The 22,823-nt window shown below is 63.2% G+C and carries 18 protein-coding genes; 4 read left to right on the forward strand and 14 right to left on the reverse strand.

The features are described 5' to 3' along the window. Positions 1–256: 256 nt before the first annotated feature. From JD292_RS11665 to JD292_RS11695, 7 genes are read right to left on the reverse strand one after another with little or no spacing between them, the layout of a single operon-like run. Positions 257–1,444: a fumarylacetoacetate hydrolase family protein gene (locus tag JD292_RS11665; RefSeq protein ID WP_200132917.1), complete on the reverse strand. Its 1,188-nt coding sequence runs from the start codon at positions 1,442–1,444 to the stop codon at positions 257–259. After that, entirely contained in the window at positions 1,441–1,920 is a 480-nt protein-coding gene (locus JD292_RS11670; protein WP_200132918.1) for a VOC family protein, read from the reverse strand. Before JD292_RS11670 ends, JD292_RS11665 begins: the two co-directional genes overlap by 4 nt. Further along, positions 1,901–2,341, reverse strand: coding sequence for a cytidine deaminase family protein (locus JD292_RS11675; RefSeq protein ID WP_200132919.1), 441 nt, complete (start codon positions 2,339–2,341; stop codon positions 1,901–1,903). Before JD292_RS11675 ends, JD292_RS11670 begins: the two co-directional genes overlap by 20 nt. A 1-nt stretch (position 2,342) precedes the next feature. Beyond that, the gene (locus JD292_RS11680; protein WP_200132920.1) at positions 2,343–3,266 is read right to left on the reverse strand and encodes an ABC transporter permease; all 924 of its coding nucleotides are present in this window, start codon (positions 3,264–3,266) and stop codon (positions 2,343–2,345) included. A gap of 3 nt (positions 3,267–3,269) precedes the next feature. Next, entirely contained in the window at positions 3,270–4,364 is a 1,095-nt protein-coding gene (locus JD292_RS11685) for an ABC transporter permease (RefSeq protein ID WP_200132921.1), read from the reverse strand. After that, a complete protein-coding gene (locus tag JD292_RS11690) occupies positions 4,361–5,911 on the reverse strand; it encodes an ABC transporter ATP-binding protein (RefSeq protein WP_200132922.1) in 1,551 nt (516 codons plus the stop codon). Before JD292_RS11690 ends, JD292_RS11685 begins: the two co-directional genes overlap by 4 nt. Further along, positions 5,904–6,932, reverse strand: coding sequence for a BMP family lipoprotein (locus JD292_RS11695; RefSeq protein WP_200132923.1), 1,029 nt, complete (start codon positions 6,930–6,932; stop codon positions 5,904–5,906). Before JD292_RS11695 ends, JD292_RS11690 begins: the two co-directional genes overlap by 8 nt. Before the next feature lie 185 nt (positions 6,933–7,117). On the opposite strand from JD292_RS11695, the gene JD292_RS11700 reads away from it, so the two are divergent. Genes JD292_RS11700 through JD292_RS11710 form a run of 3 tightly spaced genes read left to right on the forward strand, consistent with a single transcriptional unit; the run spans position 7,118 to position 9,618 of the window. Next, positions 7,118–8,074: a C-terminal binding protein gene (locus JD292_RS11700; protein WP_200132924.1), complete on the forward strand. Its 957-nt coding sequence runs from the start codon at positions 7,118–7,120 to the stop codon at positions 8,072–8,074. Positions 8,075–8,095: 21 nt separating this feature from the next. Next, on the forward strand, positions 8,096–8,845 hold the full coding sequence (locus JD292_RS11705) for a FadR/GntR family transcriptional regulator (protein ID WP_200132925.1): 750 nt from the start codon (positions 8,096–8,098) through the stop codon (positions 8,843–8,845). Then, complete coding sequence (locus JD292_RS11710) at positions 8,842–9,618, forward strand: SDR family oxidoreductase (RefSeq protein WP_200132926.1); 777 nt, start codon at positions 8,842–8,844, stop codon at positions 9,616–9,618. Before JD292_RS11705 ends, JD292_RS11710 begins: the two co-directional genes overlap by 4 nt. On the opposite strand, the gene JD292_RS11715 is transcribed toward JD292_RS11710, so the two are convergent. Continuing rightward, a complete protein-coding gene (locus tag JD292_RS11715) occupies positions 9,619–10,290 on the reverse strand; it encodes a hypothetical protein (RefSeq protein ID WP_200132927.1) in 672 nt (223 codons plus the stop codon). It lies immediately after the preceding gene. 312 nt (positions 10,291–10,602) lie between these two features. Next, positions 10,603–15,798 (reverse strand): CLIPPER-2 domain-containing protein, encoded by a 5,196-nt coding sequence (locus JD292_RS11720; RefSeq protein ID WP_200132928.1) that lies wholly within the window; start codon positions 15,796–15,798, stop codon positions 10,603–10,605. Between the two features lie 402 nt (positions 15,799–16,200). On the opposite strand from JD292_RS11720, the gene JD292_RS11725 reads away from it, so the two are divergent. Next, positions 16,201–17,187: a LysR family transcriptional regulator gene (locus JD292_RS11725; protein WP_200132929.1), complete on the forward strand. Its 987-nt coding sequence runs from the start codon at positions 16,201–16,203 to the stop codon at positions 17,185–17,187. A gap of 9 nt (positions 17,188–17,196) precedes the next feature. Here JD292_RS11725 and JD292_RS11730 read toward each other — a convergent pair whose 3' ends face one another. The 5 genes from JD292_RS11730 to JD292_RS11750 form a co-directional block, all read right to left on the reverse strand. Further along, entirely contained in the window at positions 17,197–18,120 is a 924-nt protein-coding gene (locus tag JD292_RS11730; protein ID WP_200132930.1) for a serine hydrolase, read from the reverse strand. 342 nt (positions 18,121–18,462) lie between these two features. Then, a complete protein-coding gene (locus tag JD292_RS11735) occupies positions 18,463–20,076 on the reverse strand; it encodes an N-acyl-D-amino-acid deacylase family protein (protein ID WP_200132931.1) in 1,614 nt (537 codons plus the stop codon). Then, the gene (locus JD292_RS11740) at positions 20,076–20,882 is read right to left on the reverse strand and encodes an amino acid ABC transporter ATP-binding protein (protein ID WP_439649276.1); all 807 of its coding nucleotides are present in this window, start codon (positions 20,880–20,882) and stop codon (positions 20,076–20,078) included. The genes JD292_RS11735 and JD292_RS11740 overlap by 1 nt, the downstream gene beginning before the upstream one ends. Then, a complete protein-coding gene (locus tag JD292_RS11745; protein ID WP_200132932.1) occupies positions 20,879–21,838 on the reverse strand; it encodes an amino acid ABC transporter permease in 960 nt (319 codons plus the stop codon). Before JD292_RS11745 ends, JD292_RS11740 begins: the two co-directional genes overlap by 4 nt. Further along, the gene (locus JD292_RS11750; protein ID WP_200132933.1) at positions 21,825–22,718 is read right to left on the reverse strand and encodes an ABC transporter substrate-binding protein; all 894 of its coding nucleotides are present in this window, start codon (positions 22,716–22,718) and stop codon (positions 21,825–21,827) included. The genes JD292_RS11745 and JD292_RS11750 overlap by 14 nt, the downstream gene beginning before the upstream one ends. Between the last annotated feature and the right edge of the window lie 105 nt (positions 22,719–22,823).

Below are 22,823 nucleotides of genomic sequence, written 5' to 3' on the forward strand. Positions count from 1 at the left end.
GACGGATCACCTCCTCGGTTCGAACAGACCGCACTTGGGTCCGGGTAGAGCATAGATGACAGTTAAAGAGTTGCGCAAGCGAACGAATGGTCACGAAATTTCGCTTTCTCTCAGTTTCGTTGCCGGCAACGATCTGGATGCAAGGAAAAGATGGCGGCCCGCACGCAGTACACGCGCGCGGGCCGCCATTCGGGTGTCTCGAAGTCGACTCTCTTGCTCCCAGTACCCGGCTAAACTCCCCTGACGGATTTCAAGGTTAGAGAAGCCCTCGATCACTGAGGTTCGTAACAAATGCCCAGATTCCGGTCTCCCAGCGTGGAGCACGCTGGGAATGCATCACCACATTGATCAGCGAACCCAAGTAGGGATTCGAGATCGCGACGCGGTCACCGAGTTCGTGGGTGAAGCCGGCGCCCGGCGCGTGCCGATCCTGCGTTGGCGAGAACAATGTGCCCGTGAAAAGGACGAATCCATCCGGATATTGATGATGCTCTCCCCATGCATGACGAACGAGAGACATCGGATCCCGGCTGATGTTCTTCATTGAACTGAAGCCCTCGAGTCCGAAACCGTCACCCCCGTTCACTTGCAGCTGGATATCGAGCGCACGCACACTGTCCATGTCAAAAGTCTCATCAAACACTCGCACGAACGGGCCGATTGCGCAGGACGCGTTGTTGTCCTTCGCCTCAGCCAAGAGCAATGCGCTACGCCCCTCAAAGTCACGTAGATTCACGTCGTTTCCGAGGGATGCTCCGATAGGCGTGCCGTCGCCCCGCACGACAAGAACCACCTCTGGTTCGGGATTGTTCCAACGGGAATCCGCATGTACCCCGATCGCTTGGCCCGATCCCACAGCCGAAAGCACCGGCGCCTTGGTGAAGATCTCGGGGTCCGGTCCGATCCCGACTTCGAGGTATTGAGACCAGAGGCCTTCCCGTTGCAGAACTTCCTTGACTTTGGCGGCCTCCTGCGTTCCCGGCTTAATGCTAGAGATCGTGCCCCCGATGGTCTCGGTCAACTGATCGCGAAGCGACTCTGCCAAGGAAGGATCCCCGCCCGCGCCCTCCTCAATTACTCGTTCAAGCATCGACTCCACAAAGGTCACTCCCGCTGCTTTGATGACCTGCAGATCGATCGGCGCGATCAGACGCACCGCTGCCTCATCTGGGCGCTCAGGATCGAAATCGAGAGCTTCCGCAACCCTCCAGCGATGACGGGAGGGCTCAGCGAGCGCGGATTGGAGGACTTGAACCAGATCATCACGTGAATAGAGAACCGTCGTGGTCGGCCCGAGGTCAGTAATGTCCACCAGATCCTCCCCGTCAACGACCACGAGGCTCGCCCCATTAGTTTCACGAGTGAAAACTCGTCCTACGAGTAAGCCACCTTCCTCGCTCGGCAAGATCTCCGACGCAGAGAGCTTCGTTGATACGCCGCTCATCGCTGCGCTTCCGCCGACACTTTGTCCGCGACGAGCCCTGGCTCCCCACCTTCATACCAGGCAAAGAACTCCCAAAACTCACCATTCGGTCCATCGAAATAGATACACCGGGCGTTCCAAGGATAGTCCTTTGGCGGCGAAACAAACTCGACGCCACGAGCCAGGTAGTCCCCATAGGTGCGGTCAATTGCTTCCGGAGACTCCAACTCACAGGCAAGCATAACTGTGCGACCGGGGGAATCAGCCCGGTGCCCTACAATCCCGGTCGTCTCCTCGAGCTTTCCGCGTTCCCAAAGTGCGAGAATCACGCCCGGACCGACGAAGTCAGCAAACCCAGGCATTCGGCTTCTCAACACGAAACCGAGAACGTCCGTGTAGAAATCTATGCTGCCATTAAGGTCTGGCGTAATGAGGCAAATATCCGTGACTTGGGGCCGGACGAACTGTTCTACTTCGCTAGCGTTTTGCTGGGTCATTTGGGGTCCAATCATTCTCGTGAGGAAACATCCATCGATTCGGCATCAGCTCGTCTGCAGTTGCGACCGCTACGCGCCCGCGCACATCGACCATCACATCGGCGTTCAGTGCGTAGGTCCCCATGAGTTCACGGCACACTCCGCACGGATTCGTGACAATCACACCGCCAGTGTCGTTCTTGCACACGGCGGCCATCGCAACAATCTCTCCGGCACCGGCCATTTCTGCATTCGCGATCGCGGAGGACTCGGCGCATACATTGACCCGACGAGATCCAATGTGGAGTCCCAGGTAAATAACACCATTTGTCGCTCGAACGGCAGCAGCGACCTGGTGAATCTCGGGATCGAATCTTGCCTCGAGAAGCTGCTTCGCCGCTTCAAAGAGCTCGACATCTTGCGGTTCCGGCTCCCTATACATCTCAGGCCTCCTCAAGTTTCGGTGTAGCTATCCGGAGCCCTCCGGATCGAGATGTTCGCGCAAGTACGATGAGTCCGATAAACGCGACGACGTAGGGAAGCATCTGCGCGAACTGCGGTGGGACGACCGAGTCGTCAACCAGAATCGACGTCGCGGTGGCGAGCCCGAAGAGCACGCACATCAGCGTGAGCAGGCCCACTCGTCCGCGGCAGAAAATCACTGCGGCAAGCGCCACGAAACCGAGCCCGCTCGTCATCCCCTCCGTGAAGAGCGAGAGCTGTCCAATGCTGAGCTGAACCCCCGCAAGTGCGCAGAGCATGAAGCACCAGACTTGCGCCAGCACGCGCATGCGGGTCACGTTTCCACCAGCAACTGCGAGCGCTTCAGGGTGCTCACCCGCTGCCTTGAGTCGGCGTACAATCACCGTGTATCGAGCAGCAATTGCCAGCAGAGCGACAACGAGCCAGCTCACGTACGTCAAGATCGTGTGTCCCGAAAGGATGGCTCCAAACACGGGAACCTGATCAAGACCAGGAATGACGATCTTTCCAAGCGATGGAATCTCAGTGCTGCTGAGCGTCCCTTTTACTCCGAACAGGCTGCGCAGCATATAGACGGTCGCCCCCGCCGCGAAAATATTCAGAACAATGCCTGCAACGAACACGTTCACGTTGAAGACTGAAACGAGAATTCCGAACAGTGCTCCGGCGATGGCTCCGAGCACCAAGGTGAGAATCACCGCGAGAACCGCGTTCCCCGTCGCGAGGCCAATGGCCACTCCGAAAAACGCTCCAAAGAGCATAGCCCCCTCAAGACCGACGTTGAGGTCCTTCGTCCATTCCGTCGGTAGGCAGCCAAGAGCCGCAAGAAGTATCGGGGTGATGAATCGAATTCCTGATGAGAGGAATGCATCAAGAGTATCCACGGGTCAACGCCCCTTTCGCGAAGTCATGCGGCGCATGTACTCGGTAATTCGTGAGAACAATCCTGCGCGAGCCGCCACCGCAATAATGATGATGGCGATGAGCACGCTCGAGAGTTCTGACGGGACTGTCGAGACCTGTTCAATCCCACGAGCCGTAGACCGCATGATGCTGTAGATCCCAACCCAGAGGATTGTTGGCACTGGTCGCGCCTTAGCGACGAGCGCGATGAGGACGGCGTCCCATCCGATTCCGGAACCGATCTCGGTCCAATAGCGCCCCTGAGAGGCGGTGACGAGAAGCGAGCCGGCGACCGCCGCGAAGGCGCCGCTCATCATCATTGATCGAATCTGAGATCGGGCCGTGTTTACGCCGGATGCCGCTGCGAATCCCGGCGCGCTTCCGGTCATTCGCCAACGATATCCGGTTGCTGAACGTTCGCTCAGCCACCATACAAACACTGAGATGATGACGACAATCAGTACGCTCCAGGTAAGACCGGTCCGCGGGATGATTTCGGCGAACATTGCCGTTTCGAAAACTCGTTGGGTCGTTCCGCTCTGGCGCGAGGGGTCACGCAGCGGACCGGTGACCAAAAAGGTACAGAACAGGATCACAATGTAGTTCGACAGCAAGGATGAGACAACCTCGTCGACGTTCCATCGCGCGCGCAACCATCCCAGCCCTCCGGCGATCAGCGCCCCGGTGAACGCCGCCGCAAGGGTCGAAATGAGCAGGTGAATCGGCGAGAACATTGGGCCAATGTAGGCACCGGTCAGGGCAGCAGCCATTGAGCCGGCATATACCTGCCCTTCGGCACCCAGGTTGAACATCCCAGATCTGAACGCGAGCGATACGCCCAGCGCAGCGACGACGAGCGGCAGCCCCCACGCGACCGTTCGTGCAATTGCCGTCGGGGAGCCGAGTGAATACTCGAATCCTGCCGCGATCGTCGGGAGCGCCGCGTACCCCTGCACTTGAATCAAGAGGATTGCCGCGAGGATCGCTACTACCAAAACGAATATTCCGTTGCGGAGTGTCCGGAGTACTTGCGCCGTCGCTCGTTTGGATTGCGCCACGAGCACCGTCGTTGTGGTCATGATTCCTCCTTCGCGCCCAGGCCCATCATGTGTACGCCGAGCTGCTCACGCGATGTCTCAGTCGCATGCGCCTCGGCGACCACTTTCCCGTCGAACATTACGAGAATCCGATCGCTGAGCCGCAGCAGCTCATCAAGATCCGCAGAGATGAGGAGCACCGCGCAGCCTGTCGCGGCAGCTTCAACGATGCGTGAATAGATGAAGTCGATTGCTCCCAAATCCACGCCGCGAGTCGGCTGCGCGAGGACCAATAGTTTTGGCTGTTCTTCGAGCTCTCGCGCCACGACGATCTTCTGCTGATTACCACCGGAGAGGTGGGCGCACTTTGTATCGATCGACGCGGTTCGAATCCGGTGCTTCTCGATCATTCTGTCCGCCCATTCCCGAGTGGCATGCGGGAGCGCACGTTTCACCCACGGTGAGCCGACAATTCGACGGACTCTGGCTGCTGCGAGCCCTTCTAGCACGGACCCATTCATCGGGATTCCTTCCCGTTGGCGATCTTCCGGGACGAACGAGAGTCCGCGCTCGCGACGCTCCGCTATTGACAGCCCGGTGAGTTCGCTGTTCTCGAGTTCGATCGTCCCAGCGGAAGATTGCATAGCGCCGACGAGCGTCTCGGCGAGCGCGGTCTGCCCGTTACCTTCAACGCCAGCGATTCCGAGGATTTCACCGGCTCGAATACCGAAGCTCACAGATTCCAGGGCAGCGTCGTGTGATGCTTGCTCCGTAGTGAGCCCCTCCACCGTAAGCACCCAATCGTTTCCGATTAGGTGTTGCCGTTCAACACGACCAAGATTGACGTCGCTACGTCCAGTCATTGCTGCCACGACCTCAGCTGTGTCTGTGTCCGAAGCAACGAAGGAACCAACCGTTCGCCCCTGCCTTAGCACGGTAATCCGGTCAGCGATCTCGAACACCTCCCGAAGCTTGTGGGAGATAAACACGATCGCGGCATTCTCGTCTTTGGCGAGCCGGCGGAGAAGCACGAAGAGCTCGCTCGTCTCCGCGGGGGTCAGAACCGCTGTTGGCTCATCAAGAACAATGATCCGAGCGCCGCGATACAGCACTTTCATGATTTCAAGCTTCTGCTGTGTGGCGACGCTCAGATCCCCTACGATCGCATTCGGGTCTACTGTCACGCCCAGCCGAGCAGCCACCGGCGCTATTGCTTCGGCTGCTCCGGGAGCACTGTAGAAGAATGCTCCGGGTTCCGCGCCCATCACCACATTCTCCGCGACGCTAAACGACGGAACGAGCATGAAGTGCTGATGCACCATGCCAATTCCCGCACGGATCGCATCCATCGACCTGCTGAATTCCGCGCGTTCCCCGTCAAGCAGTATCTCGCCTTCGTCGGCTCGATACATTCCGAAGAGGATGCGCATCAGAGTGGTCTTGCCTGCTCCGTTCTCACCTACAAGCGCGTGGACTTCTCCTGGATACAGCTCCAGATCTACCTGGTCGTTCGCACGGACGCTGCCGAACTGCTTGGTAATGGCCCGCAACACGAGCAAAGGCCCCTGCGGATCGCTCTGACTAGTCATTGACTTTGACGCTTCCGTCAACGATCTGCTTTTGCAGGGCTTCGAGTTTGGCAATATTGGCTTCGTCAACCAGGTCCTTGTCGTAGACCATTGCCCAGCCTCCGTCGGCGAAGCCGTACTGCTTCAGCTCGCCTGCTTTCAGCTTTCCGTCCTTGTAGCTCTTGGCCATGTCTTCAATCACATGATCAACGCCCATAACAAGGCTGCCTGGCACCTTTCCGGGCGCCAGCGAAGACTTATCAGCCACAACACCGATTGGGGCGATCTTCGCGCCTGACTTGGCCGCGTCGAAAACACCGGACCCGGAGAGGCCCGCGTAAGCGAACACACTGTATGCACCTCGGGTCGACGCCAGTGAGGACGCAATCTCGGACCCCTTCGCTGGGTCCACGAAGCTGCCAACATACTGCGAGGAGACGTTCTGGGCGGGATCAATCTTTGCAACGCCCTGCGTGAACCCAGATTCACAATTCTTAACGACGGGGGCATTCACACCGCCGACAAAGCCTGCAGTCTTTGCGCTGTTCTGCTGATTCACTGTTGCGGCGAGCGCCCCGGCCATGTAACAGCCCTCCTGAGTATGGAAGACCGCGGAGGTCACGTCTTTGCTCCCCGCATCGCCATCAATAAACACAAAACGCGTATTCGGATTCGACTTCGCGGTCTCATTCATTGCATCGATTGCCTCGAACCCGAGCACAAAGACGATGTCATTAGCATCCGCCGCGTCTTGGAGCATCGGGCCAAAGTTCTGAGCTTGGAGCTGCCCCTCATAGGTCTTCACCTGGGCATCAAGTTCGCTCACCAAACTCTCCTTCGCGAGAAGCGACTGATCGAAGAAGTCGCCGTCGCCAAACGCGTTGTCGACAAAAATACCCACCTTCAGCGAGTCCTTTGCAGAGCCTGCCCCGGCGGAGTCCGGGGCTTGTCCCCCGCACCCGACGAGCCCGAGTGCCGCCGCACTGATCAGAGCAAAAGGAGCCAGCGCGCGGTATGCGCTTCGACGGTGATTCTGTGCCATGAGTGTTCCCTCCATTGGGTGTTCTCGGTTGCCGTTCCGGCAGTGCCTGCGAAGTGCCCCTCAGGCGAGGCTCCTCATCGAGTCTATTCATACTATGATACGATCTAACGAAATTCCACCTCCCAACTGAATTCTCGGGACTCAACGTTGACACCCTCTTTCGCCCCTACCCCAGAAAGGACGACATGAACGATCGCATCGTCGTCACCGACCACGCTTTCTCGGACACTCATCATGAACAGGCAGCCGCACAAAGAATTGGTGCGGAGTTCGCCGAGTTCTCCGCACGCACCGAGGCCGAGACCATCGATGCAGTCGCACGAGCAAGCATTGCGTTCGTAAATTTTGCCCCGATGACAAGAGCAGTGCTCTCCAAAATGAAGCCCGGAGCGACAATCATTCGCTACGGCGTTGGGGTCGACAACGTCGATTTGGACGCTGCACGAGAACTGGGAATCAAAGTTTCGAATGTGCCCGACTATGGGGTCGAAACGGTAGCCGATCACGCAGCGGCCTCGCTCCTCGCGCTTGCTCGGCAGATCCCCAACTTCGATCGCACCATTCACACGGAAGGTTGGACCTCTCCGACCAGTCTGGGCCCTTTGCGCAGTCTGCGACAGCACATGATTGGATACCTCGGCTTCGGTCGCATCGCCCAGGCTGTGCACCGGCGACTTCGAGCCTTTGGGGCTCAGGGCATTGCCTACGACCCATTTTGCGCCGACGAGGTGCTGTACGACGCTGCTGTCGAACGGGTTGAACTCGATGATCTCGCTCGACGGTCCACTGCGCTCACATTGCACGCGCCGCTCACTTCGGAGACGAAGAACGTCATCGACGGGGAATTCCTGAGCCGCATGCCCGATAGGGCAATTATCGTAAACACGTCTCGCGGAGGACTCATCGACGAGGCCGCCCTCGAGATCGCTCTCAACGAGGGACGTATCTCTGGCGCGATACTCGATGTCACGAGCGTCGAACCCCTCCCCCTAGACTCTTCGCTGCGTCAGGCCCGAGGGCTCGTGCTCACACCGCACGCTGCGTTCTACGATGAAGAGTCCCTCGATAATTTGCAGCGCCTCGCCAGCGAAGAAGCGGTCCGCGCGGCCTTCGGGGAGCCTCTCCGTTGCCAGGTGGCATAGATTTTCGACTAGAAAGGCTCCATGACCTTGGCATTCACCTCGGGCTCAGCACCAACGGATCGACGACCGCTATCTGAACAGGTTGCCGATTCAATAATGGCCCGCATTCTCGAGGAAAACCTTAACCCTGGCGACCGCCTTCCGACAGAGCCGGAACTCATCGATATTTTCGGGGTGAGTCGCACCGTGGTGCGGGAGGCAGGGCGAACCCTCGTTGCGCGAGGAGTCGTCAGCATCCGCCCACGTATCGGAATGCAGGTGGCCGAGTTTGACCAAAATAATCTGTCCCGTCAGGTCGCTCTCATGTTGCGACTCGGCGGGGGAGACTTCACCCAACTCATGGAGATGCGACGCGCACTTGAACCTGACATGGCCGCGTACGCTGCCGTTCGCCGCAGCGAGGAAGATGTCGCAAAACTCGAAGCGCTGGTGGATCGTATCCGCCCCGATTCGGAGCTCGGCCCTGATCAGCTCAGTGGCTTAGTTGCGGCAGATCTAGACTTCCATGCGGTGATCGCCCGCGCCACCGGGAACCCATTTTTCTCCCACCTCACCCTCCCATTCAACGAGATCCTGACCGCGACGTATCTGCAGAGCCCGGGCTATGCGCCGGAGCGAGCGAAGACACATGAGGAACATGCGCAAATTACCTGCGCGATCGCAGCGGGCGACGAACTGCGGGCGCGGAATCTTGCTCTCACTCACATCAACCGAGTCACGGCCGCAGCCGAACTCCTCACTAAGCACATCACCTTTCCGGGGGCATCATGACCGACTCGTCTTCTCCAAACCCCTTCTCGCTCGCGGGCACACATACGCTGATCACAGGCGGTAGCCGAGGCCTTGGGAACGCCGCTGCGCGCGCCGTAGCGCGAGCTGGCGGGGCGGTAACTATCGTTGCTCGCTCCGTTGATCAGGCTCGCGCTGCTGCTGCTGATCTTGCGGCATTCGGAGCAACCGCGCGTGCCTACCCTGCGGACGTTGCGCGTCTCGATCAACTCCAGGAAATCGTCGATGCGGTGAGTGAGATTTCGCCCATACATGGGGTCGTTCACGCGGCCGGCATCCAACTCCGCAAGCCGGCCGTAGAGGTCACCGCTGAAGAGTTCACGCAGGTCCAGAATGTGAACGTGAATGCACCATACCTGCTGAGTACAGCCGTTGCCAGAACACAAATCGCCCGCGGCATTGCGGGGTCTCACGTTTTCATTGGATCGCTGAATTCGAGCATTGCTCTTCCGAATATCTCCCCATATGCGGTTTCCAAAACTGGACTCGTCGGTGTCGCACGGGCACTTTCCGTCGAGTGGGCCGTGCATAGCATTCGCTCCAATATCATTGGCCCCGGCTATTTCGAGACCGAAATGACAAAGAAGCTACTCGCGAATCCTGCTGATTATGATCGGATCCTGGCGAGAATCCCGATGCGCCGACTCGGAGATCCTTCGGATGTTGGTAACGCCTGCGTGTACCTACTCTCGCAGGCATCGCGGTATGTCACGGGAACACTGCACAATGTTGACGGTGGCTGGCTCGGCGCATAGTCAAATGTAAAAAATGCCCTCGCTCCTAGCAACCTCAGTCTCCTCCAGAGCACCGGCCGCCGCTTCGCGCTGCGCCGCGAGCTTCCCCGCGACCGGATGCCCGGCGCTCAGCCTGCGCGCGGGACGCCGCCGCGACGCCATCGCGACGAGATCGTCCGCGGCGTCGAGCTGCTCCTGCTGCTGCAGGACGACCGCCGCCTTCACGTAGAGCGATCTCGCCGCGTCGGCCTGGAGCTCCGCGGGTTCGCAGCGGTGCGCTGCGTCGATCAGCTCGTAGACGAGATCGAGCGCCTCGTCGAGGTGCCCGTCCAGCGAGAGCTGATCCACGTGGCCGCCCCACTCGCGATAGTGGACGCCGCGCACGGCGCCGAGCCGAAGGACGTTCTCGGGCTCCCGCAGATAGTTCAGTCCCCACTGGTGGATCCTGCGCTGCCGGTGAAACTCGACGCGCACCTCGGGCCTCACCCCGGGTTCGAACAGGCCCGAACCCGGGAAACCGTTTCGGAAAGCCCGCTCGATCAGGAGCTGTTCGGCATACGAGACGCGCCCCCTCGTGCGCCGGTCGAGCCAGTCCAGATCGAAACGCCGGTTCGTCGAACGCTCCCGCGGCCAATCGACCTGCGAGAGCACCCGCTCCTGGAGTGGCCTTCGAGCGAGGTAGGACGCCACCATCGTTGTGAACCCTTTCTTCGGAGCGCGCGGGAACCCCCGCCGTGCCAGCCGGAGGGGGCGTGAAGCGTGCACCTCCTCCGCCACGGAAACGCGCGACGCTCGGACAGCTCGGCGCTTCGGGCAGGAAGGGTTCGGGGTGCAGGAACGATCATGCCCGATGCCGCGGCCGCGACGCCAGTGCCGTTTGCGGCCAGTCGGGCTTCCGGCGCGCCACCACTCCGGGACACGCGAAGGTCCCGGGCCCCAGCGGTGCGCTGGTGGTCCGGGACCTTCGCGTGTCATTCCACTCGGTGACCGATGCCCATCACGGGATCACGAGTCGTGCGTTCGCCTCCGGCGGCGCGCCACGAGGAGCACTCCCCCGGCGCCGAGAAGCAGTGCGGCCAGGACCGCGGCGCCCCCGATCGTTCCGCCGGTGATGGGGAGGCCCGGGCTGCCGGGCGCGCCAGGGATACCGGGGACTCCGGGGATGCCTGGGACACCGGGGATGCCGGGAACGATCGGGATCACCGGAACCGCCGGATCCTGCTCGGTGCCGTAGCCGGCCCTCGCCTCCTGCGCGCAGTTCTCCTGGCAGTAGGGGCTGTCGAGTTCGGCAGCGACCACGTTCTCGAGCTTGTCGGAGCCGACCTCGCTCGTGAACTCCCAGTTCACGGAGTCGCCGGCCTCGAGACGGTCGATCGTCTTGCTGCCGTCCGCGATCTTCTCATCGGTGACGACGAGGTTCTCGATCTCCACGTTGCCGGTGTTCTTGACCGTCACACGCCAGTGCGCGGTTGCCCCCTTCGCGAGGGTCGGGCGGTCGTCTCCGCTGTGCCACTCGCCCTTGGCATCCTGCACCTCCTTGCGGATCGTGTAGGACGCGAGCGCGCCGAACGCGTTCGCCGGATCCTCCGCCTTCACGCTGGCGATCGGCTCGTCGTTCTCGTCCAGGACGGGGTTGCCCTTGGCGTCCACCGGGGTGCCGGTCGCGGTGCCGACGTTCGTGTACTGGCCCTCGGGGATCTTGCCCGTCCCCGTCCCCTCGACCGATTCGCCCGGTTCAAGCGTGCCGTCGAAGCCGGCGGGGAACTTCACCTGCACTCCCCGGTCATCGTCGACACTCACGTCGACGAGCTTCGTGTCTCCCGTGTTGGTGACGACGTAGCGGAACTCGGCGTCGCTTCCCGCGGGGACGCGAACGCCAGGGGCCTCATTCGCGTCCTCGTCGTTCACGTACTTGACGATCCCGATCCCGGGCACCCCGATCGGGTACACGTCGACGCTATCCTCGACGCGCACCGGATCGACGGGCGCCATCGGATTTCCCGTCACGATCGCGGTGTTGGAGATCGGTCCGGCCGTCGCGATGTCAGCCTTCGTGACCGTGTACTTCGCGGTCCACACGAGCGTCTGGCCGGGCTTCAGCTCGGACAGCGTCCCGGTCGAGGCCGCGGTGTCGAGCACCGGCGGCGCGTCGAGCGTGAGCCGATCCCCCGCCGCGTTGGTGAAGTCCTGCTCAGCGAGTCGATTCTCGTACAGGGTCACCGCGCCGTTGTTCGTCGCGGTGAAGGTGTACGTGACGGTGTCGCCCACGCGGATCCCGCGAACCGGGTCGGCCGTCTTCTCGAACTCCAGCGACGGGAACAGGCGCACGATGCTCACGGTCGCGCTGTCCTCGTCCGATACCGTGGGCTTCTCGGGGCTCTCGGTCTTGCCGGTCGCGGTCACCGTTGCCGTATTGTCGATGCGACCTCCGACCACCGCGTCTTTCTCGGTCACCGTGTACTCGGCGGTCCAGACGATCTTCTGTCCCGGGTTGAGGAGCGCGGTCGTGCCCGTTGAGGCCGCCGCGTCGACCACGGGTGCCGCGTCGAGTTCGATCGGGACACCCGAGGCGTCAACGAAGGACTTCTCGCCCAGCTTCACGTTCTCGAGCGGCATGGACCCGGTGTTGGTCGCGGTGAAGGTGTAGGTGACCGTGTCGCCCATGTGCACCCCGTATCCGGGGAACACGGACTTATCGAGCTCGATTCCGGGTGCGACGAGGCCCGCGTCGATATCGCTGCGAGTCTCACCGGCGCCGAGCTTGATCGGCGCCGCCTTCCCGTCGGCCTGGGACGCGTCGGAGTCGACGGCGCGATCAGACCCGGCCGCACGGGTCGTGAAGAACGCCCCGTTCGGCGCCACGAACTGGACTGTGTAGCCCGCGTCGTTCGAGGAGTGCAGGTTCGCGAAGGAGTACTTGCCACTCGCGTCCGTCTTCGTCTCGAGCGCGATCGCGTTGCCGAGCTTGTCGGTTCCCGTGAGCTTGACGGTCACGCCCGCGGCGGGCTTCTCACCCGCGTCCTGGATCCCGTTGCCGTTCGCGTCGTACCAGACGTAGTCGCCGATCGACCCGCCGACCACGTCGACCGCCGAGGCGATCGGACCAAGCGCACGGAACTCGACGAAGCCGCCCGTGTTCGTCAGCACCGTCGCCATGGCGTACAGCGTGTTGAGGTACTGATCGCCCGCGACGTTGCCGTGCGGGGTGAACACCATGCGGTAGGTGAAGTTGTCCGCGCTGTTGAACGAGCCGTCGTGCTTCACGCGTACGCCCGTCACGGTGGTCATATCGGCGGGCGGGGTCTTCGACCACACGGCCGGGTTCGGGATCCGCGGATCCGTGCCTGACGTGGCGCCGTTCGTCGAGTTGGACGGGTCCTTCGGATCCGTGCTCAGCTTCGACTGGTCGACCGTCGTGTACCAGACCTCGGACTTCGTGCCCGCGATTTTCGTCACCGAGGCGAGTTCGAGCGTGCCGGAGAACTTCGAAGCGCCCTTCGAGAACTCGGTGCCCGCGAGGGGGTCGTGGCCGTTCTTCGGGAGCACGTCGATCATGTCGATGTTCACCACGCCGGGGTACTGCCCCAGGTTCGCCGAGGTGATATCCCACTGGACCTGGTTGTTGTTCGCCTGCTGCCGGTCACGGTTGACCTCGGTCTGCGGGGAGGCCGGCGACTTCTCGATCTTCACGCCAGCGGGATTAATGATTCGCACCTGCTGGTCGTCGGTGCGGAGGGCCGCCGCCGAGCTGTCCCCGACCGCGGTGACCCGGGTGACGTTCGTGTAGGTTCCCGCGTCGATGACGTTCGAGATGCGGACGTCATAGGTGATCGGGTCGAGCACGTCGGTTGTCTTGTGCGCGCCCAGGTTCCAGTACAGGTAGGTGCCGTTCGCGCAGTCGAGCGTCGAGTCGGGTTGACGCGCCGTCAGGAACGGATGCGAGGACTTCTCGATGATCTGCCCCGCCGGCAGGCAGTCCTCCACGATCACCTTCGAGGTGGAGCCCTGCACCTGGCCGGAGCTCAGCGTCGGCGTCAGCCGGTAGGTGTAGGACTTGCCGGAGGTGACGTCGATAATGTTCGGCGTCCACGCGCCCGCGCCGTCCTTGATCGCCTTCTGGATACGGGAGATCAGGTCCGAGACGATCACGCGGTCGCCGTTCCCGCCCGAGTTCGTGTCCTTGTTGTAGGCGCTGAGCGTCCACTTCGCCGCGTTGAGTTCGGCCTCGGTCACGCCGGGACGGGTGAAGAGCACATTCGACCGGTAGTTCGGAATGATCGTGCCGGGTTTCAGGTTGTCGGCGACGCGCATGCCGATGTTGATGAGCACGTTCGAGTTCGCGTTGTTCGTGGGGAGCTCGGTGACGATGCGGACCACGTTGACGCCCGTGTATACGCCCTTCGCGGCCTGCGCGGGATCGTTGCCGGGAACGTCCTTCGGGTCGGAATACCAGCTGGCGACCTTCGTGCAGTCGAAGCCCGGCCCGGCCGTGCCCTCGTTCGAGTACACGACCTTCAGCTCGGGGAGCTTCGACCGGTCCGTGACGACCTCCGAGGTCCCTCCGGGGGTCAGCGGCATGAGTCCACCACCGGCCCATACCGCGGCGCCGTCGCTGCCGAAGGTGTTCGCGCGGCCTGCGCCACTCGGATATTTCTTCGCCTGCAGGTTCATCAGGGAGTTATCCCAGTTATCGCAGGCGCCGATCGTGAGCGGCTCCTTCGTCAGTTCGGGCGAGGTGCCGTTGCGGAAGTTCAGCGCGGAGTACACGTCGCCGCCGGGGAACACCTGTCCGTCACCCGAGAAGGCGCGGGCGACTCCGGCCGGACCCTGCCAATAGTTGTTCGTCTCGTAGATGCCGACGGCCACGTTGCCCGGTGTGCCGGGAACGGCGGCGTAGAGCTTCGTCACCTGGCCCTCGACGTTCACCACGATCGTCGTGTTCCGGTAGTTGTTGTTCGCGATGTCCGCGGTCGCGTCGATCGGCTGCCCGGCGATGTCGGTGCCGGCGAAGTTCTTGATCGTGTTGTTCAGCGGAAGCGAGAAGGAGGTCCCGGCAGCGTTCGACTTGCCCCACTTCATGACGGACTCGATCGGAACCTGCACCCGCATCGACTGCGAGAAGACCGCGGCGCGGTTGGTGTTCAGATCGCGACCCGCCTGATCCTTTGTGGGATAGGTCCACGCGGTGGTGTCGGCATTCGTGACCTTGATCGTCACCGGGGTGCCCGGTCCTCCCGGCTGGGTGCACTGCACGGTGCCGCTATCGCGGACGGCCTGGTCGGTGTTGCCTGCCTTGCTCCCGGGAACTCCGACGTAGTTGGTGGCGTTTCCGCAGCTCATGAGAGACATGCCGTAGCGCGCCTTGTCGGCGGCGCTCATGTCGATCCCGAACAGCGAGAGCGGCGTGAGGTCATCGGTGAAGCTGAACTCCGTCAGCGGCGTGTTGCCCTTGCCGCCGATCGGCACTGAAGCGGTGAACGTGTAGTAAGTCCAGAGGCACTGGCGACCGGGAGGGCCGAAGTCGCACGTCGTGCGGCTCGCCGTCGGCAGTGACACCGAGTTCGGGTTTTCGAAGAGGGCGTTCTTCGAGAAGTCGTAGCGGGCCTTCGCGACGACGCTGGAGTCGATCGTGGCCGCTGGCGTCGTCGCGAGCCCGGAACCGCTCGCGGTCGCCGAGGCGGTGAGCACGGTGCCGTTGGGGACCTCGGGCCGGACGCGCACCTCGAAGGGGAAGTTCGCCTCGGTGTTATCGCCGAGCTTCTCGTCGGGGATGACGCAGTGGATCGTCTGCTGGGGAAGCGTCGTCCAGGAGGTAGCGGTGACCGGCACGGGAGGAGCTGGCAGCGTTGCCGGGGTCACACTGCTGCCGTCGGCGCAGTACGGAGGCAGCGAGGTGACCTGCGTGCCCTTCGGGGCGACGAGGTCGATGGCCACGCCCTTGCCCTTGACGTCACCGCGCGTGGAGAGCGGGACGTCGTAGGTGATCACGTCGTTCGTGCGGACGAGAGCGTCGCCCGCGGTGGTGTCGAGGTCGTCCCAGGGCGCGGTGCCCGTGGACTGCACGAGCTTCACGCCGAGCGTTCCGTCGGCCGCGAAGGCCGCGGTCGGCACGATGGTGAATCCGAGCATGAGCGCGAGCGCTGCGGCGCCGATCGATCGCCAGCGTCTCGTGGACGCGGTGCGGACAGCACGAATTGCCATATTGAATTTCCCCCAGCCGGCGTGCGGTCAGCAGAGGGAGATGATTCAAAGCGCGACCCTTGCGCCCAGCCCCCCGGCCGCTGCCTATCATCGACAGGTTACATTAGGGATCGTTATCTTCCAAGACCGTGATGCTGCCGCGCAAATAAGCCACATTCGTCGGTGACTGATCAGGGATTCTTACTCTCCCATGCGTGCCGCACCCCAATTCGAGCCTCGAACGCCCGCACTGAGTTATGGCACTTCACTCCGTCGCGCGGTCCTGCCGAGCCGGGGCTCCGGGCCAGCTCAGCAGGAGACGGGGGCGACCGGACGACACTCCCTCGCGAGGCGCCGACGGATCACTCCCGTGTACCCTGATCCCAGGATGAAACTTCGCAGACGAGGACGGTGCACTGGCGCATGATCTCGACGGTTCGCCTGCGGGTGCTGCGCGAGGTCGCCGATTGCGGGTCATTCACCTCCGCGGCGAAGAATCTCCACCTTGTCCCGTCCGCGGTCTCACACCACATCTCCAAGCTCGAGAGCGAGCTCGACACTCAGCTCCTCGTCCGTGGATCCCGCGGCCTTCGGCTCACGAGCGCGGGCAAGAAGCTCGTTGAGTACGCAGAGCGCATCCTCGCGCTGCTCGATGAAGCGGAGGCCGAGGTTCGAGAGATCAGCCGCGGCTCCACTCAGCGACTCAGCCTGGGATTCTTCATCTCGGCGGGTCTCTCCCTAGTCCCCACGGCACTCTCCGAATTCATGGCGGCTCATCCGTCTGCGCAGCTGAGCATCGTGCCCGGACAGCCTGACGAGCTCCTGCCACAGGTGGTGAACGCGGAGCTCGACGCGGCGATCATTTTCGGCGGGGCCGCGTCACCCGATTCCTCGCTCTCGGCCGCGTATCCGCTGCTCGAGTTCCGGGAGTTACAGCGCGACGCTCACTTCCTCGCGATCCCTCCCAGCTACCATCACGCCGGATCCGGTCCGGTTCACCTGGAAGACCTCGCTGACGCCTCATGGATCGCAACCCGCGGAACCGAGACCGACTCGGGGATCGTTGACCGTCTCTGCGCGGCAGCAGGGTTCACGCCACGCGTTGTCTGCCGCACCGACTACTTCGATGTTGCGCTCGGAATGGTGGCTGCCGATCTCGGCTTCGCGATCGTACCCGGGATGAGCCTCGCGCTGTCTTCGGTCGGGCCGCGCAACCGCGTTCGGCTCGCCCCGCTGGTCACGCCATGGCCGAGCAGCCGGTCCATCCTGCTCGCCTCGCTCCGCGGCAGCGAGAATCCCCTCGTGCCCGTCATCGGCGATCATCTCTCCCGGACCGCCGAGCGGTTGAAGGCGGAGACGGACCGTCTGGAGGCCCGCTTGACCAGCCAACTCGGCGGCCGCGCGGAATAGCGTGAGGGCTCAACCCGCGATGAACTCCACGGCCCGCGCAATCGCGCGAATCGTTTCAACCGCCGCTCGCGGCTCGAAACCCTCCGTGCCGACGGCGAGGATGTTTGCTCCAGGGGGTCTGCCCGCCCGTTCGAACCAGGCCACATCATTGCGAATCCCGTCGTCCCAGCCGCTCTTTGACCCGGAGTCAGCGGGTGCCTTGAGCCCCTGAGTAATCGCGGGAAAGCGCTGCGCGCGGAGCATGTCGAGCAGCGTCCGCGTGGTGCTGGGCCGGAGGACGCTCCCGTCGACGATCCTTGCGAGCAGCAGTGCCAGATCGGCGGCAGTGGTTTCGTGCGTGAAACCGATCTCTTTGGCCGCGGCGTCACCGATCAGCCGGGTCAGCTGAGTGTCCTTGAGTCCGAGGCTCGCGAGTTTTTCCGCGATGCTGGCGAATCCGATTTGCCCCACGAGGACGTTACTCGCCTCATTCGAGGAGAACTCGATCATGCGAGACAGGCACTCCCGCACGGTCACCTGTTCTCCCGCCGCCGGGAAATCGGCATCGACCTCCGCACCGGCCAGCGAGAACTCTCCTCCGTCCCTCCCCCTGCTCGGGAAACGGTCCCGACTGGTGAGCGGATCGTTGAGGCGGATCGTCCCTCGATCGACCGCGGTGAGTACCGCGAGCGCGATGGAGAGCTTGATCGTACTCGCAGCGTAGAAACGCTCCCTGGCCCTGTGGGCTGCGAGCGCACGGCCATCGGGGGCGAGCGCGTAAATGGCGGCTCGGGGAAGCGAGGACGCGTCGCATCTGACGGCTGAGCCGGGAGAGTCGTCGCCGGCCTCGCCCCCGTCGACAGGCCCAGTTGACCCGACAAGGAGTGTTGCGGCGAGCGCCGCGAACGCCTCGGCGAACTCCGAATCGGAGAAACCGTCGGCGTGGGCGACCAACTGGACTCGCCGATCTGATCCCGCTGAGGTGCGCCCGGACAATACCCGCGCGTGGGTGCTGCCCGCGCCCCGGTCTCCCCGTCCCTCACCCGCGGAATTCTCTGCGCGCTCGTGTGCCCCTGCGAGCCGAGCGACGTCGCGCACCGACACTTCACTGCCAAGAAGTCCCAGGTCAGCATCGAGCGGTAGCGCTTCCGACAGCGATTCCACCGGAACGCTCAGGTCGTTTCCGTATCCGGCGAGGCTCCGCCCGTTGTGGTCCAGCAACAGCCAGGCGAGACGCGGTGCATCCCTCGGCTTCCCGTCCCGGGGTTCACCCGGAAATGCGTCGTACACGCTGGCCTACACTTCCTCGTCGGAGCCACGCGCGACCACTTCCCCTGGCCGCGCGGCGCTCACGTGTCCCCCGCAGAATACCTGCTGACCCGACACAAACACCCGCTCAACGCCCACTGGCGGCAGCAGCGGGTCCGCGAAGGTGGCGCGGTCTGCGATCCGTTCGGGATCGAAGACGACCAGATCGGCAATCCCGCCGATGTCGAGTGATCCCCGCCCCGCAAGACCGAAACGCCGCGCCGGGAGCGCGGTCATCCGGCGAACGGCTTCCTCAAGCTCCAGAACACCCTCCTCGCGGACGTAGTTTCCGAGCACTCTCGCGAAGGTCCCGGCCCATCGGGGGTGCGGCTTCCCGTCGCGCGGGACTCCGTCGGAGCCGATCATCGTCCCGGGGTGGGCGAGGATCCTCCGCATGTCGACTTCTTCCACCGTGCGGGAGATGATCGTCACCAGCCCGTCCTCCGCCAGCAGCAGGTCAAGCGCGAAATCGAGCGGATCCTGCCGGGTCGCTGCCGCGAGCTCCGCGATCGATTTGCCGAGGGTTTCAGGCCGGTGCGGCGCAGACGCAACATCGATCAGGTGCCATCCGCCGTTCCCGACCGTGTTCTCCCAGCCGGGGGTACCGGCTTCGATGTCGTGCCGAATCTGCTCCCGGATCAGCGGATCAGTGATCCGCTCGAGCAGAGCCCCAAGCCCGCCTTCCGCGGTCCAGGGCGGAAGCATCGCGTGGAGGTTGGTGCTGCCGGCGGTGTAGGGGTAGACGTCGCAGGTGACGTCGAGGCCTCGGGCTCGGGCCTCGTCCATCATCTCGAGCGTCGCGCGGCTCTTGCCGGCCGCGTATTTCCCCGCCGTCTTGTGGTGAGACACGTGGAGGGGACTCCCGCTGGCACCGGCGATCTCGAGGGCCTCACCGAGGGCATCGACGACGCCGCGCATCTCGTCGCGCATGTGGGTGACATAGGGAACGCCGTGCCGAGTGGAGACGCGTGCCATGGCAATGAGTTCGTCTCGCGGGGCGTAGCTTCCTGGCGGATAGATGAGGCCGCTCGACCAGCCGACCGCGCCCCCGGCGAGCGCCGCATCGAGCAGTGCGAGCATCCGATCGAGTTCGTCGTCGCGCAGCGTCCGCTGGGCGAAGCCGCTGACCGCCGTGCGGAGCGTGGAGTGGCCGACGAGCGTGGCGAGGTGGTTGACCCGGCCGACCACGCGCTGGCTCGCCGCGTATTCGGTGAGGGTGTCGTGTCCCCGGCATGGCTCGCCGAAAATCGCGCTGCCGAGTTCGTCGAGCTGGGGCCGGAGTTCCTCCCGCGTCGGACCGGGGAACATCGAGTAGCCGCAGTTTCCGGCGATCTCGAGCGTCACTCCCTGCCTGGCGGCCGCGAGCGACAGCTCACCCGTTTGCCCGCCTTCCTGGAGGGTGATCGCGTCGGAGTGCGTGTGCACGTCGATGAAGCCAGGCGAAACCGCGAGGCCCCCGACATCGATCACCTCAGCGTCGCCCTCGTCGATGCGGTCGGGAGCCACGATCTGCCGGCCGTTGAACGCCAGGTCTCGACGGGCTCCGGGGCGGCCTGATCCGTCGATGAGCAGGCCGCCCCGGAGGAGCACGGGACGCGCCATCACGCGACCCTGGAGAGGAAGTCTCTCGTGCGCTGATGCTGGGGATCGTCGAGCACCTCGGCGGCCGTTCCGGTCTCGACCACAACGCCGTCGGCCATGAACACGACCCGGTCGGCGACGCTGCGTGCGAACTGCATCTCGTGCGTGACCACGACCATCGTCATCCCCGAGGCTGCGAGCTCTTGCATGACCTGCAGCACCTCCCCGACGAGTTCGGGATCAAGGGCCGAGGTGGGCTCGTCGAACAGCATGACCGACGGGTGCATGGCGAGCGCGCGGGCGATCGCGACGCGCTGCTGCTGACCTCCGGAGAGCTGCGCGGGATAGTGGTCGGCGTGCTCGCCGAGCCCGACTCGAGCGAGGAGGCTCCGTGCGAGCTCCTCCGATTCGCCTTTCGGTTTGCGCAGTACCTTCCACGGCCCTTCGAGTACGTTCTCGAGCGCGGTGAGGTGCGGGAACAGGTTGAATCGCTGGAACACCATTCCGATCCGCTGCCGCTGCTTCCGCAGGTCGTCATACTTCCGTTCCAGGAGGGCGCCATCGGCCTGCTCCTCATAGCCGAGGAGTTCACCATTCATCCAGATCCGACCGGAGTCGATGCGCTCGAGCTGGTTCATGCAGCGGAGGAAGGTCGTCTTGCCGGAGCCGGAGGGCCCGATCACGCACACGACTTCTCCCTCGCGGACGTCGAGGCTGACACCCTTCAGGATCTCGCGCTCGCCGAAGCTTTTCCGGACGGCGACGGCCTCGACAAGGAGTCCGTCTGTTCGGGTCGCCAGAGGACCCGTCGGGGTTTCGCGGCTCACTGCTCGTCCTTTCGTTTACCGCCGGTCGGCGCGAGATTCCGCGCAACCTTGCGTGCGAGCGGGATGTCGCGGTTGAAGCCGCGCGAGTACTTCTTCTCGAGGAAGTGCTGCCCGATCGTCGCGACCGTCGTGAGGAGCAAATACCAGATCGAGGCGACGACAAGCATAGATATGACCTCGAAGTTTCCGAGATAGATGCGCTGGACCACAGTGAGCAGGTCCGCTCCGGCGATAACCGACACGAGCGACGAGGTCTTCAGCATCGAGATGAACTGGTTGCCCGTCGGCGGCACGAGGATGCGCATCGCCTGCGGGAGCACGATCCGCCCCATGATCCCGCCCTTCGACATCCCCATGGCCTCGGCTGCCTCACGCTGTCCGGGGTCAACGGAGAGAATTCCGGATCGGATGATCTGCGACATGTAGGCGCCCTCGTTGATCGAGAGGCCGAGCAGGCCGGCGATGAACGGGGTGATGATCGAGGCGTCAACTCCGAAGAGCTTTGGCCCCCCGAACGGAATTCCGAACTCGAGCCGCGGGAACAGCAGACCGAGGTTGAACCAGAACAGGAGTTGCACGATCAACGGTGTTCCGCGGAAGAACCACGAGTAGGCGCCTGCCACGGCCCGCGTCACGGGGTTCTTCGAGAGCTCCATGATCGCAACGAGCAGGCCGATCAGGATGCCGGCGATCATCGAGATCACGCTCAGGGCGAGGGTGACCCCGAGCCCCTGGAGGACCGGCAGCGCGAGGAAGAAGTCGACGACGACATCCCAGTGAATGTTCGGTGTCGTGATCAGGACCCACAGCACCCACGCGCCGAAGACGAGCGCAACGGCTGCGCCGAGCCAGCGCCCCCACGCGGCCCGCGGACGGGCGTTCAGCGGAAGCTCGGGCTCCGGAACCTGCAGGACGGAGGTGTCGATCCGCGGCGGGATCTGGCTATTCTCCGGCATTGGTCTCTGCCGACTTCACCGCCGCTGAGGTCACATCGTACTTCTCGAGGAGCTTCTGGTACTCCCCGTTGTCGATGAGTTCCTGCAGCGCCTTCTTCACGGCCTGGGTGAGTTCAGAGTTCTTCTTGTCGATCGCGATCCCCCACGGCCCGGCCTCGTACTGCTTCTCGAGCACTTCGTACTTACCGGCCTTTGAGGCCATGAGCTTCGCGACCGGGTAGTCGACCATCGTGCCGACGGCGCGGCCCGTATCGAGTTGCAGGAGGCCGGTGGGTGCGTCCTCGGATTCCGAAACCTTCATCGGGGTATCGCACTTCTCATCGGAGTACTTCTGCAGGATCGCGAGATTCGAGGACCCCTTGCCCGCGACGACGGCCTTGCCACACAGGTCCGCGATGTCCTTGATCCCCTCCGGGTTGCCCTTCTTCACCATGATCGAGCCGCCCGCGGTGAAGTAGTCGACGAAGTCGACGGCCTTACGCCGTTCGGCGGTGTCGCTCATCGAAGAGATAGCCATATTCCACTGCTTCGACTGGAGGCCGGGGATGAGGCCGGGGAACGAGGCGTTCGTGATCTGCAGCTTCAGGTCGAGCTGCTTCGCGATCAGGTCTGCGAGTTCGGGATCGACGCCGATGAGGTCCTGCGTTCCCTCCTTGTACATCTCCATGGGCGGGTATCCCTCGGCGGTCGCCGCTTTGAGCACGCCGGTGTCGCGGATGTCCTTGGGGACGAGCGATGCGGCGGTGCCATCACCCGACTCGGTCTTCGTTCCCGTGTCCGGTGGCGGCGTTTTCGAGTTGCCGCAGGCGGTGAGGCCCACGACCATGATCGCGGCGGCGCCGAGCAGCGCGAGTGAACGGTTGACGGTGGTGGCACGCATTCGCATGATTCGCTCCGATGACAGTCAGTTTCCGACCGCACCTTTGCCGCCGGGATCAACCGGACGGTGAGGAACCCTCCGCCCGTGGTCGAGTTACCGGCCATG

Source organism: Leucobacter edaphi, from assembly GCF_016522535.1.
GTDB lineage: Bacteria > Actinomycetota > Actinomycetes > Actinomycetales > Microbacteriaceae > Leucobacter > Leucobacter edaphi.

What these genes read in the sequence shown, in the direction of transcription:
- JD292_RS11665 (WP_200132917.1), bottom strand. Translation starts at nt 1,444, where the DNA reads ATGAGCGGCGTATCAACGAAGCTCTCTGCGTCGGAGATCTTGCCGAGC.
- JD292_RS11670 (WP_200132918.1), bottom strand. Translation starts at nt 1,920, where the DNA reads ATGACCCAGCAAAACGCTAGCGAAGTAGAACAGTTCGTCCGGCCCCAA.
- JD292_RS11675 (WP_200132919.1), bottom strand. Translation starts at nt 2,341, where the DNA reads ATGTATAGGGAGCCGGAACCGCAAGATGTCGAGCTCTTTGAAGCGGCG.
- JD292_RS11685 (WP_200132921.1), bottom strand. Translation starts at nt 4,364, where the DNA reads ATGACCACAACGACGGTGCTCGTGGCGCAATCCAAACGAGCGACGGCG.
- JD292_RS11690 (WP_200132922.1), bottom strand. Translation starts at nt 5,911, where the DNA reads ATGACTAGTCAGAGCGATCCGCAGGGGCCTTTGCTCGTGTTGCGGGCC.
- JD292_RS11695 (WP_200132923.1), bottom strand. Translation starts at nt 6,932, where the DNA reads ATGGCACAGAATCACCGTCGAAGCGCATACCGCGCGCTGGCTCCTTTT.
- JD292_RS11700 (WP_200132924.1), top strand. Translation starts at nt 7,118, where the DNA reads ATGAACGATCGCATCGTCGTCACCGACCACGCTTTCTCGGACACTCAT.
- JD292_RS11705 (WP_200132925.1), top strand. Translation starts at nt 8,096, where the DNA reads ATGACCTTGGCATTCACCTCGGGCTCAGCACCAACGGATCGACGACCG.
- JD292_RS11710 (WP_200132926.1), top strand. Translation starts at nt 8,842, where the DNA reads ATGACCGACTCGTCTTCTCCAAACCCCTTCTCGCTCGCGGGCACACAT.
- JD292_RS11715 (WP_200132927.1), bottom strand. Translation starts at nt 10,290, where the DNA reads ATGGTGGCGTCCTACCTCGCTCGAAGGCCACTCCAGGAGCGGGTGCTC.
- JD292_RS11720 (WP_200132928.1), bottom strand. Translation starts at nt 15,798, where the DNA reads ATGGCAATTCGTGCTGTCCGCACCGCGTCCACGAGACGCTGGCGATCG.
- JD292_RS11725 (WP_200132929.1), top strand. Translation starts at nt 16,201, where the DNA reads ATGATCTCGACGGTTCGCCTGCGGGTGCTGCGCGAGGTCGCCGATTGC.
- JD292_RS11735 (WP_200132931.1), bottom strand. Translation starts at nt 20,076, where the DNA reads ATGGCGCGTCCCGTGCTCCTCCGGGGCGGCCTGCTCATCGACGGATCA.
- JD292_RS11745 (WP_200132932.1), bottom strand. Translation starts at nt 21,838, where the DNA reads ATGCCGGAGAATAGCCAGATCCCGCCGCGGATCGACACCTCCGTCCTG.
- JD292_RS11750 (WP_200132933.1), bottom strand. Translation starts at nt 22,718, where the DNA reads ATGCGTGCCACCACCGTCAACCGTTCACTCGCGCTGCTCGGCGCCGCC.